Raw genomic sequence first — 11949 nt, forward strand, 5'->3', positions numbered from 1 at the left:
AAACCGCTGCCGCCAGATGGCCGCAGCGGATATGGAAAAAGCAATCACCGTCCCGATTCGCTACACGTGGTGTACCGAACCGGAGCCAGCAATTGATGGTCACGCCTGACCGAGGAAGTCCTTGGCGAAACGCTGCAGCACACCGCCAGCCTCGTACACGCTGACTTCGGCAGCGGTATCGAGGCGGCAGGTGACCGGAACGCGGGTTTCTTCACCGTTGTGGTGGTGAATGACCAGGGTCAGGTCGCAGCGCGGCGACAGTTCGCCTTCGATATCGAAGGTTTCGGTGCCGTCGAGGCCGAGGGTCAGGCGCGTGGTGCCCGGCTTGAACTCGACCGGCAGCACGCCCATGCCGACCAGGTTGGTGCGGTGGATACGCTCGAAGCCTTCGGCGGCAATCACCTCGACACCGGCCAGTCGCACGCCCTTCGCCGCCCAGTCACGCGACGAGCCCTGACCATAGTCAGCACCGGCGACGATGATCAGGTTCTGCTTGCGGTTCATGTAGGTTTCGATGGCTTCCCACATGCGCATGACCTTGCCTTCAGGCTCGACGCGGGCCAGCGAACCCTTCTGCACTTTGCCATCAACCACAGCCATCTCGTTGACCAGCTGCGGGTTGGCGAACGTCGCGCGCTGCGCAGTCAGGTGGTCGCCACGGTGGGTCGCGTAGGAGTTGAAGTCCTCTTCCGGCAGGCCCATCTTCGCCAGGTACTCACCGGCAGCCGAATCCAGCAGGATGGCGTTGGATGGCGACAGGTGGTCGGTGGTGATGTTGTCCGGCAGGATCGCCAGTGGACGCATGCCCTTGAGCGTGCGTTCTCCGGCCAGCGCGCCTTCCCAGTACGGCGGACGGCGGATGTAAGTAGACGTCGGGCGCCAGTCGTACAACGGGCTCTTGGCTTCTTCGATGGTGCCCAGATCGAACATCGGAATGTAGATCTGCTTGAACTGCTCGGGCTTGACCGAGGATGCGACGATGGCGTCGATCTCCTCGTCGGACGGCCAGAGGTCCTTCAGGGTGATCGGGTTGCCATTCTGGTCGCGGCCCAGCACGTCCTGCTCGATATCGAAACGCACGGTACCGGCGATGGCGTAAGCGACCACCAGCGGCGGCGAGGCGAGGAAGGCCTGCTTGGCGTACGGGTGGATACGGCCATCGAAGTTGCGGTTGCCTGAGAGCACCGCCGTGGCGTAAAGATCACGCTCGATGATTTCCTCCTGGATCACCGGATCCAGCGCACCGGACATGCCGTTGCAGGTGGTGCAGGCGTAGGCAACGATGCCGAAGCCGAGCTTTTCCAGTTCGCTCAGCAGGCCGGCCTCTTCCAGGTACAGCTTGGCGACCTTGGAGCCTGGCGCGAATGACGTCTTCACCCAAGGCTTGCGCACCAGACCCAGCTCGTTGGCCTTCTTCGCCAGCAAGCCGGCAGCCACCACGTTACGTGGGTTAGAAGTGTTGGTGCAGCTGGTGATAGCGGCAATGATCACCGCACCATCGGGCAGCAGGCCTTCGGCTTCTTCGGCCTTGGCTGCGGCCAGCTTGGCTCCGTCGGCAATACCGCGCTCATGCAGTGCGGAGGTCGGCAGGCGCTTGTGCGGGTTGGACGGACCAGCCATGTTGCGCACCACGCTGGACAGGTCGAACTCGAGCACGCGCTCGTACTCGGCACCCTCCAGAGCCGTCGCCCACAGGCCGGTTTCCTTGGCGTACTGCTCGACCAGCGCAACCTGTTCGGGCTCGCGGCCAGTCAACTTGAGATAGTCGATGGTCTGCTGGTCGATGTAGAACATCGAAGCGGTCGCGCCGTATTCCGGACACATGTTGGATATGGTCGCGCGATCGCCGATCGTCAGGCTGTCGGCGCCTTCGCCGAAGAACTCGACCCAGGCCCCCACTACCCGCTCCTTACGCAGGAACTCGGTCAACGCCAGCACGATATCGGTGGCGGTGATACCCGGTTGACGCTTGCCGGTCAGACGTACACCGACGATGTCGGGCAAGCGCATCATCGACGGCAGACCGAGCATCACGGTTTCCGCTTCAAGACCGCCAACGCCGATAGCGATTACACCCAATGCATCAACATGCGGGGTATGCGAGTCGGTACCGACGCAGGTATCCGGGAAGGCCACGCCACCGCGCGCCTGGATCACCGGCGACATCTTCTCGAGGTTGATCTGGTGCATGATGCCGTTGCCGGCAGGAATCACATCGACGTTCTTGAACGCGGTCTTGGTCCACTCGATGAAGTGGAAACGATCCTCGTTGCGACGCTCCTCGACGGCGCGGTTCTTCTCGAACGCATCCGGATCGAAACCGGCAAATTCCACCGCCAGCGAGTGATCGACGATCAGCTGCGTCGGCACCACCGGGTTGACCTTGGCCGGATCGCCACCCTGCTCGGCGATTGCATCACGCAGACCAGCCAGGTCGACCAGCGCAGTCTGGCCAAGAATGTCATGGCAGACCACGCGAGCCGGATACCACGGGAAGTCGAGGTCACGCTTGCGCTCGATGAATTGCTTCAGCGAATCGGTCAGCGCTTCAGGCTCGCAGCGGCGGACCAACTGCTCAGCCAGTACGCGCGAGATATAGGGCAGCTTGTCGTAAGCACCTGGCTGAATGGCTTCGATCGCACCACGCGTATCGAAGTAGTCAAGCTGAGTGCCTGGCAAAGGTTTGCGGTGTTCTGTATTCATGCCGGAAGAACTCAATCCAGTAATGATTCGAGGGGCGAGGCCTGGGGAGCCCGGTCGAGGAACTCCCCGCTCCGATCAGCGCTGGGCGATCGGGGCGACCTTGCGCTGTTCCGGACCGATGTATTCGGCGCTTGGCCGAATGATCCGGTTATTGCTGCGTTGTTCGAACACATGGGACGCCCAACCGGTGACACGCGAGCAAACGAAGATCGGCGTGAACAGCTTGGTGGGGATGCCCATGAAGTGGTAGGCGGAGGCATGGTAGAAGTCGGCATTCGGGAAGAGCTTCTTCTGCTCCCACATGGTTTCGTCGACTGCAACCGAAACCGGGTAGAGCACGGTGTCGCCCACTTCGTCGGCGAGCTTCTTGGCCCAGACCTTGATCACTTCGTTGCGCGGGTCGGACTCGCTGTAGATCGCGTGACCGAAGCCCATGATCTTGTCCTTGCGCTCGAGCATGCCGAGGATGGCTTCGCGGGCTTCTGCCGGGCTCTTCCACTGCTCGATCATGTCCATCGCTGCTTCGTTGGCGCCGCCATGCAGCGGACCGCGCAGCGAACCGATGGCACCCGTCACGCACGAGTAGAGGTCGGACAGCGTCGAGGCACAGACGCGCGAGGTAAACGTCGAGGCGTTGAACTCGTGCTCCGCATAAAGGATCAGCGAGACGTTCATGACCTTGACGTGCAGGTCGCTCGGTTTCTTGTCATGCAGCAACGCGAGGAAATGACCGCCCAGGGTGTCTTCGTCGCTGGTGCAGTTGATACGAACGCCATCGTGGGTGAAGCGGTACCAGTAGCACATGATCGCCGGGAAGGCAGCCATCAGGCGCTCAGCCACATCGCGCTGCTGATCGAAGCTTACTTCCGGCTCCAGGGTCCCGAGTACCGATGAGCCCGTGCGCATCACATCCATAGGATGTGCATTTGCCGGAATACGCTCGAGCACCTCCTTGAGCGCCTGCGGCAGGTCGCGCATGGTCTTCAGGCGATTCTTGTAGTCGGCCAGTTGCGCTGAGTTCGGCAGCTCGCCGTAAAACAGCAAGTAAGCCACTTCCTCGAAATCGCACTCGGCGGCCAGATCGCGTACGTCGTAACCGCGGTAGGTCAAGCCGGCGCCGGTCTTGCCGACGGTACACAGGGCAGTCTGCCCTGCGATCTGTCCACGCAGGCCCGCGCCGCTCAGTACTTTTGCTTCAGCCATTGCTATCTCCTTCTTGGATTTGTTCTGGATACTGCAAATCACGTCGAAATTGGGTTCGGGCTCTACTGGCAAACCAGCAAAGCCCGCATGCTCAGCTCTTCTTCTGAGCGAACAGCGCATCGAGGTGCTGTTCGAACGTGTGGTAGTTGATGCGATCGTAGAGCTCCATGCGGGTCTGCATGGTGTCGATTACGTTCTGCTGCGTGCCATCGCGGCGCAACGCGGTGTAAACGTTCTCAGCCGCCTTGTTCATGGCGCGGAATGCCGACAGCGGGTACAGCACTAGGGAAACGTCGACGCTCGCCAGCTCTTCAGTGGTGTACAGCGGCGTCGCGCCGAACTCGGTGATATTGGCCAGGATCGGCGCCTTCACGCGGTCAGCGAAAGTCTTGTACATCGCCAGCTCGGTGATGGCCTCGGGGAAGATCATGTCGGCACCCGCCTCGATGCAGGCCGCGGCGCGATCAAGCGCCGAATTCAGCCCTTCCACGGCGAGCGCATCGGTGCGCGCCATGATCACAAAGCTGTCATCGGTACGTGCATCGACCGCCGCCTTGATGCGATCGACCATCTCCTGCTGCGAGACAATTTCCTTGTTCGGGCGGTGGCCGCAGCGCTTGGCGCCGACCTGATCCTCGATATGGATCGCCGCCGCGCCGAACTTGATCATCGACTTTACGGTACGCGCCACGTTGAAGGCCGAGGAGCCGAAGCCGGTATCGACATCCACCAGCAGCGGCAGATCGCAGACATCGGTGATGCGACGCACGTCGGTCAGCACATCATCCAGCCCGGTGATGCCAAGATCCGGCAAGCCCAGCGAGCCAGCCGCGACGCCGCCGCCGGACAGATAGATGGCCTTGAAGCCGGCACGCTTGGCCAACAGCGCATGGTTGGCGTTGATCGCGCCGACTACCTGCAGCGGGTGCTCACTGGCCACGGCGTCACGGAAACGCTGACCGGCAGAAGGAAGAGTCATGCATTACCCCTTTTATGTGGTGTTTGCTCAAGAACGCCCTTGAAATGGCGTTCCACATTTCGTTTCGAAGCGGCGATGTGGCGGCGCATCAACAGCTCCGCCAGCTCGCCGTCGCGCTCGGCGATGGCGTCGAGAATTCGATGGTGCTCGGCGAAGGCCTGATGCGGCCGGTTCGGCGTGGTGGAGAACTGGATGCGATACATGCGCACCAGCTGATAAAGCTCGTCGCATAGCAGCTTGGCCAGCGTGCGGTTGCCGCTGCCCTGGATGATCCGGTAATGAAAGTCGAAATCACCTTCCTGCTGGTAGTAGCCGACGCCGGCCTGGAAGGCCTCGTCGCGCTCATGAGTGCTGAGCACCCGCCGCAGATCTTCAATTTCAGACTCGCTCATCCGCTCGGCTGCAAGGCGACAGGCCATACCCTCGAGCGATTCGCGAATCTCATAGAGTTCGATCAGCTCGGAGTGGCTGAGCGACACCACCCGCGCGCCGACATGCGGCACACGGACCAGCAGCTTCTGCCCTTCAAGGCGGTGAATCGCCTCGCGTAACGGCCCGCGGCTGATGCCATAGGTACGCGCCAATTCCGGCTCGGAGATCTTGCTTCCCGGCGCAATCTCGCCCTTGACGATGGCAGCCTGGATCAGGCGAAACACGTGCTCGGCCAGTGTTCCACTGTCAACTTGCTGCGCGGAAGGGGGAAGTTCAACGGTATCCAGCATGATTGTCGACAATCCAGTTTTGGTAAGGCGAAACTACGCCTGTATTGCCAGACGGTCAACGGGGTGATCGCCACGATTGTCGACACCTTTACTAAAGTCGTACCTGCTGCAACGGCCAGCGCTCGCCTCCACCATGCCACCAGTGCCCATTGCAGCTCTCTGAAATCCCCATGCTAGAATGCCGGCCTTTCGCGCCTTGGGCGCCCGTCTGCCCTGCCCATCCGCGCCACCGACCAGCCACTTCTTTCCTCATCCCTTCAAGACATCGGGTTCCATGAGAGTAAAAGCCAACCTTCTGCTGCTCTGCGTATTGATCCTGCCAACAATCGGTACAGCTGCCGACAAGGCGATCTATGGTTTGAACGAAAACGTCGGGATACCCGACTTTGGCTTGGAGGTTGAAGCGAAGCTCGACACCGGCGCGCAGACCGCCTCGCTCAGCGCCCGTGACATTCGTCGTTTCAAGCGCAAAGGCGAGTCGTGGGTACGTTTCTATCTGGCAGTGGATAGCGCGCATGCGCACCCCATCGAGCGTCCATTGGCGCGTATAAGCAAGATCAAGCGCCGCGCCGGAGACTTCGATCCCGAAGAGGAAAAGACCTATACCGCTCGCCCGGTCATCGAGCTCGATCTGTGCATGGGCAAGGTTAAACGCACAATCGAAGTGAACCTGACGGACCGTAGCGCTTTCCAATACCCACTTTTGATCGGTTCCGATGCGCTCACCCGCTTCGGCGCTCTGGTCGACCCCAGTCGTACCTTTATTGCCGGCAAGCCCGGCTGCCTCAACGAATCCGACGCTGACGAGTAATACCCATGCGCGCTCTCACTCTGCATCTGAAAGTCTTGATATTCCTGCTCGTCGCACTGGGAATTTCGATTACCGCCTACCAGATCTTCGTACTCGGCATCCCGGTTACAGAAGACGAAACCGATGACCTGTGGAACATCGACGCCAAGGTCGAATTCCAGGCCAGTCCGCGCGAGCCAGTCAAGCTGCAGATGTACGTGCCGCCGCTGAACCAGGAGTTCGTAAGCCTCAACGAGAGCTTCATTTCCAACAACTACGGCGTCAGCATCAATCGTGCAAACGGCAATCGCCGCGTGACCTGGTCTGCACGGCGCGCCAGCGGCAACCAGACCCTCTATTACCGCCTTGTATTGACCAAGCGCTACAGCGGCGAACAGACCAAGGCGACCGGCCCAATCTTCCGCGACAGCATTCCGGTCGAAGGTGCAGAAAAGATTGCTGCCGAAGCGTTGCTTTCACCGATCCGCCAGCATTCGGCCGACGTCGAGACCTTCATCAGCGAAGCCATCAAGCGCGTCAACAACCCCAATGACGATAACGTCAAACTGTTGCTGGGCGGCGACACCTCGATTGCCAACAAGGCGCGAGTCATCGAACTGCTCCTGTCCATCGCCCACGTGCCGATGGAGCGCGTGCACACCATCCGATTGAATGCCGACCAGCCACAGAATCCAGAGCTCTGGTTGCGCAGCTTTAACGGTGACAAGTGGCTGTTCTTCAACCCAGGCACCGGCGAGCAAGGCCTGCCGAACGACCGGCTGGTCTGGTGGACCGGCGACGAGCCGCTGATCAGCCTTGAAGGCGGTCGCAACCCGCAGGTCACCTTCACGCTCAATAACAGCGAAATGAACGCTATCCGCCTGGCGAAACTGACCGACGAAAACACCGAGGCAGGCTTCCTGGAGTATTCGCTGTACGGTCTGCCGCTGCAGACCCAGCAGACCTACCAGATCATGATCATGATCCCGATCGGCGTGCTGGTGATCCTGATCCTGCGCAACTTGGGCGGGCTGCAGACACTCGGCACCTTTACCCCGGTACTGATCGCCTTGGCGTTCCGCGAAACGCAGATCGGCTTCGGCATCATCCTGTTCACATTGATCACGGCGTTGGGCCTGTCGCTGCGCTCCTATCTGGAGCACCTGAAACTGCAGATGTTGCCGCGCTTGTCGGTGGTCCTGACGTTCGTCGTGGTACTGATTGCAGTAATCAGCCTGTTCAGCCACAAACTTGGCCTCGAACGCGGCCTGTCTGTCTCGCTGTTCCCGATGGTGATCTTGACCATGACCATCGAACGCCTGTCCATCACCTGGGAAGAACGCGGTGGTGGTCACGCCTTCAAGGTGGCGGTCGGCACCCTGATCGCCGCCAGCCTGGCGTTCATGCTGATGAACATTAGGGAGCTGACCTACTTCATCTTCACCTTCCCGGCGGTGTTGTTGATCATGGTGGGCTTCATGCTGGCGATGGGTCGCTATCGCGGCTACCGCCTCACCGAGCTGTTCCGCTTCAAAGCCTTTCTGAAGGATTGAGCCATGTTCGGTCTTATCAAGACGTGGAAGGCCCTTGAAGCCAAGGGGATCATGGGCATCAACCGCCGCAACGCGGACTACGTGCTCAAGTACAACAAGCGCAATCTGTATCCGATCGTAGACGACAAGATCATCACCAAGCAGCGCGCGATCGAAGCCGGCATTCACGTGCCGGAGATGTACGGCGTCATCGAAACCGAAAAGGACATCGACAAGCTCAACGACATCGTCCGGGATCACACTGATTTCGTCGTCAAGCCGGCCCAGGGTGCCGGCGGCGATGGAATCCTGGTGATCGCCGACCGTTTCGAGGGTCGCTACAAGACCGTTTCCGGCAAGATCATCACGCACGAGGAGATCGAACATCAGATATCCAATATCCTCACCGGCCTCTACTCACTGGGCGGTCATCGTGATCGTGCGCTGATCGAATACCGGGTCACCCCGGATCCGATCTTCAAAAGCATCAGCTACGAGGGTGTACCGGACATCCGCATCATCGTGCTGATGGGCTATCCGGTCATGGCCATGCTGCGGCTGCCAACGCGCCAATCTGGCGGCAAGGCCAACCTGCACCAGGGCGCCATCGGCGTCGGTGTGGATCTGGCGACCGGTATCACCCTGCGTGGCACCTGGCTCAACAACAAGATCACCAAGCACCCGGATACCACCAACGCCGTGGATGGCGTGCAACTGCCGAACTGGGATGGCTTCATGAAGCTCGGCGCAGGCTGCTACGAACTCTGCGGACTCGGTTATATCGGGGTCGATATGGTGCTCGATCAGGACAAGGGGCCACTTATTCTCGAACTGAACGCGCGCCCCGGTCTGAATATCCAGATCGCCAACGACTGCGGTCTGACGCACCGGGCACATGCCGTCGAGAACCGCCTGGCAGAACTCAAAGAGAAAGGCATTCAGGAAACGCCCGAGGAGCGGGTGAGGTTTTCCCAGGAGCTGTTCGGGCACGTCCCGCCACATGCCTGAATGACGCAAACCGGGCAGCCCGCGTATCCTCACGGGCTGCCACCTCATTGATCCGAGCCATGCCCACCTGCACGCTGCACGCCCTGCCCTATCAAGCTGACCCCGCTTATTGGTTCGAACGTATCCGTCACGTCCCGGGTGCGGTCCTCCTCGACTCGGGCAGGCCAAAGGCGGAGCGTGGACGCTTCGACATTCTCAGCGCCTGGCCGCTGAGCGTGCTTGAGCCTGACGAGGATGAGCTGGGGCGCGAATTCTTCCAGCGCTTGCGCCAAGCGCTAAGCGAACTCGGCAAGGCCGAACTGCCAAGCGGTTGCGAATTACCTTTCGCCGGGGGGCTGATCGGCCTGCTGACCTATGACTTTGGTTCGCGCCTCGAAACCCTTCCGCAATGTGCCGAAGACGACAGTCAACTCCCGCTGGCACGCTTCGGGCTTTATGACTGGGCGCTGATCACCGACCACCAACGGCAGACCAGTCAGCTGCTTTTCCATCCGGCATTGGCGGCTTCCGAGCGCGAGCGGCTGGTAAGTCTGTTTGATTCGACCGCCGCTGGCCACAGCGCTTCGTTCCGGCTGCTGGGTCGTTTTCGTGCAGACCTCTCCGTCGACGCTTATCGCCACGGCATCGAGCAGATCCAGGCCTACATCCAGGCCGGCGATTGCTATCAAGTCAACTTCACCCAGCGTTTCCGCGCCGATTGCTCGGGTGACGCCTGGGCTGCCTATCGCGCACTGCGCGAGGCCTGTCCAACGCCTTATGCCAGCTTTCTGGCTCTGGACGACGGTGCTATTGCCAGCCTTTCGCCGGAGCGCTTCCTGCGCTTGCATCAGGGCCACGTGGAAACCCGCCCGATCAAGGGCACTCGGCCACGTGGAGACAACGAGCGCAGCGATACCGAGCAAGCACAAGCCTTGCTTGCCAGCGACAAGGACCGCGCCGAGAACCTGATGATCGTCGACCTGTTGCGCAACGACCTCGGCCGCAGCTGTCGGATCGGTAGCGTGCGCGTGCCGGAGCTGTTTGCCTTGGAAAGCTATCCCAACGTACATCATCTGGTGAGCTGCGTGACCGGCGAGTTGGCCGATGATCACGATGCGTTCGATCTACTGGCGGGCAGCTTTCCGGGTGGCTCGATCACCGGTGCGCCGAAGATCCGCGCAATGCAAATCATCGACGAACTGGAGCCCACGCGCCGTGCCATCTACTGCGGCTCGCTGCTCTACATTGACGTGAGGGGAGAAATGGACAGCTCCATCGCCATTCGCACCCTGCTCATCCGTGACGGACAGGTCAGTTGCTGGGGCGGCGGCGGCATCGTTGCCGATTCCGATTGGCAGGCGGAGTATCAGGAATCGATCGACAAGGTGAAGGTGCTGCTGGGGGCGCTGGAGCGGCTGCCAGGTTAGAGCGACCAGCCAGCCGGCCGCCCCGACCTCATTGACTCAGAGTGCCAGCTTGCGGTTCGACGCTTTGAGGAACTCCTGCTTCAGCTCCTCGAACGTGTGCACTGCCGGGAACTGCGGGAACTCGGCAATCACATTGTCCGGTGCGTGGAACAGGATACCGGCATGGGCTTCGCTGAGCATGGTGGTGTCGTTGTAGGAGTCGCCTGCAGCGATCACGCGGTAGTACAGGCTCTTCAGCGCGACGACCGACTGACGCTTGGGGTCCTTCTGGCGTAGCTGATAGTCGACTACACGATCAGTCTCGTCGGTGATCAGGCGATGGCACAGCAACGTCGGGAAGCCCAACTGGCGCATCAGCGGCTGCGAGAATTCGTAGAACGTGTCGGAGAGAATCACCACCTGGAAACGCTCGCGCAGCCAGTCGACGAATTCCGGCGCGCCTTCCAGTGGTTTCAGCGTCGCGATGACTTTCTGAATGTCGGCAAGCTTAAGGCCGTGCTCATCGAGAATGCGCAGGCGCTGCTTCATCAGCACGTCGTAATCGGGAATGTCCCGCGTGGTCGCCCGAAGCGATTCGATTCCGGTGGCCTCGGCAAAGGCGATCCAGATTTCCGGAACCAGCACACCTTCCAGGTCGAGACAGGCTATTTCCACGGGCCACTCCTCAATGCAGAAAATTGAAGGCGGCACTCTAACGGCAGCTCGCAACCGAAGCAACGCAAGGCTTATACCCGAAACAGCTGAGTGGAGTGCCTAAACGTTATTTAGCGGCATAAACGCCTTTTGCTACCATCCGCCGCCTCAGAGCGCCAAAGCGCCGATGCAATCCATAAGGAAGCCGCCCGATGAGCCCATCTATCGACGTCGCCGCGTTGGCTGCCGCCTACGCCGACAAGTCACCGCAAGACATACTCAAGCTCGCCTTCGATCTATTCGGCGATGATCTGTGGATCTCCTTCAGCGGCGCCGAGGACGTGGTCCTGCTGGATATGGCCTGGAAGCTGAACAAGAACGTAAAGGTGTTCACCCTCGACACCGGCCGCCTGCACAGCGAAACCTACCGTTTCATCGAACAGGTCCGCGAGCATTACGGCATCGCCATCGAGGTCATGACGCCAGACCCTGCGCTGCTGCAGCCACTGGTCAACGAGAAAGGTTTGTTCAGCTTCTACCGCGACGGGCACGGCGAATGCTGTGGCATCCGCAAGATCGAGCCGCTGCGGCGAAAACTCGCCAACGTCCGTGCCTGGGCCACCGGCCAGCGGCGCGACCAGAGTCCTGGCACTCGCGCTCAGGTTTCCGTACTGGAAATGGATAGCGCGTTCTCCACCCAAGACAACACGCTGTACAAATTCAATCCGCTCGCGCAGATGACCAGTGAGGAAGTCTGGGGCTACATCCGCATGCTTGAAATCCCTTACAACAGCCTGCATGAGCGCGGCTTCATCAGCATCGGTTGCGAGCCCTGCACCCGCCCGGTGCTGCCAAACCAGCACGAACGCGAAGGTCGCTGGTGGTGGGAAGAAGCAACACACAAGGAATGCGGCCTGCACGCCGGCAATCTGATCGCCAAGAGCTGATACGGGGCCGGCTCGTGCTGGATCAT

At 60.5% G+C, this 11949-nt stretch carries 10 protein-coding genes; 5 read left to right on the top strand and 5 right to left on the bottom strand.

The window, feature by feature from the left end:
* Positions 1–99: 99 nt before the first annotated feature.
* The 4 genes from acnD to SM130_RS11985 form a co-directional block, all read right to left on the bottom strand.
* Entirely contained in the window at positions 100–2703 is a 2604-nt protein-coding gene (gene acnD / locus SM130_RS11970) for a Fe/S-dependent 2-methylisocitrate dehydratase AcnD (protein ID WP_102825822.1), read from the bottom strand.
* Between the two features lie 75 nt (positions 2704–2778).
* Positions 2779–3906, bottom strand: a complete 1128-nt coding sequence (prpC, locus tag SM130_RS11975; RefSeq protein ID WP_102825821.1) for a bifunctional 2-methylcitrate synthase/citrate synthase — start codon at positions 3904–3906, stop codon at positions 2779–2781.
* Positions 3907–3997: 91 nt separating this feature from the next.
* Positions 3998–4885 (bottom strand): methylisocitrate lyase, encoded by an 888-nt coding sequence (gene prpB / locus SM130_RS11980; protein ID WP_102825820.1) that lies wholly within the window; start codon positions 4883–4885, stop codon positions 3998–4000.
* Positions 4882–5607: a GntR family transcriptional regulator gene (locus SM130_RS11985; RefSeq protein ID WP_102825819.1), complete on the bottom strand. Its 726-nt coding sequence runs from the start codon at positions 5605–5607 to the stop codon at positions 4882–4884. Before SM130_RS11985 ends, prpB begins: the two co-directional genes overlap by 4 nt.
* A 274-nt stretch (positions 5608–5881) precedes the next feature.
* On the opposite strand from SM130_RS11985, the gene SM130_RS11990 reads away from it, so the two are divergent.
* Genes SM130_RS11990 through pabB form a run of 4 tightly spaced genes read left to right on the top strand, consistent with a single transcriptional unit; the run spans position 5882 to position 10343 of the window.
* Entirely contained in the window at positions 5882–6418 is a 537-nt protein-coding gene (locus SM130_RS11990; RefSeq protein ID WP_102825818.1) for an ATP-dependent zinc protease family protein, read from the top strand.
* A 5-nt stretch (positions 6419–6423) separates the two neighbouring features.
* Complete coding sequence (locus SM130_RS11995) at positions 6424–7950, top strand: inactive transglutaminase family protein (protein ID WP_102825817.1); 1527 nt, start codon at positions 6424–6426, stop codon at positions 7948–7950.
* 3 nt (positions 7951–7953) lie between these two features.
* Positions 7954–8937: an alpha-L-glutamate ligase-like protein gene (locus SM130_RS12000; protein WP_102825816.1), complete on the top strand. Its 984-nt coding sequence runs from the start codon at positions 7954–7956 to the stop codon at positions 8935–8937.
* A 59-nt stretch (positions 8938–8996) separates the two neighbouring features.
* The gene (gene pabB / locus SM130_RS12005) at positions 8997–10343 is read left to right on the top strand and encodes an aminodeoxychorismate synthase component I (RefSeq protein WP_102825815.1); all 1347 of its coding nucleotides are present in this window, start codon (positions 8997–8999) and stop codon (positions 10341–10343) included.
* A gap of 36 nt (positions 10344–10379) precedes the next feature.
* Here pabB and thrH read toward each other — a convergent pair whose 3' ends face one another.
* Positions 10380–10997: a bifunctional phosphoserine phosphatase/homoserine phosphotransferase ThrH gene (gene thrH / locus SM130_RS12010; RefSeq protein WP_102825814.1), complete on the bottom strand. Its 618-nt coding sequence runs from the start codon at positions 10995–10997 to the stop codon at positions 10380–10382.
* 191 nt (positions 10998–11188) lie between these two features.
* Between thrH and SM130_RS12015 the strand changes: the two genes are divergently transcribed.
* A complete protein-coding gene (locus tag SM130_RS12015; RefSeq protein WP_102825813.1) occupies positions 11189–11923 on the top strand; it encodes a phosphoadenylyl-sulfate reductase in 735 nt (244 codons plus the stop codon).
* The last annotated feature ends 26 nt before the right edge of the window (positions 11924–11949 follow it).

Source organism: Stutzerimonas stutzeri (assembly GCF_038561965.1).
Taxonomy (GTDB): domain Bacteria; phylum Pseudomonadota; class Gammaproteobacteria; order Pseudomonadales; family Pseudomonadaceae; genus Stutzerimonas; species Stutzerimonas stutzeri_AA.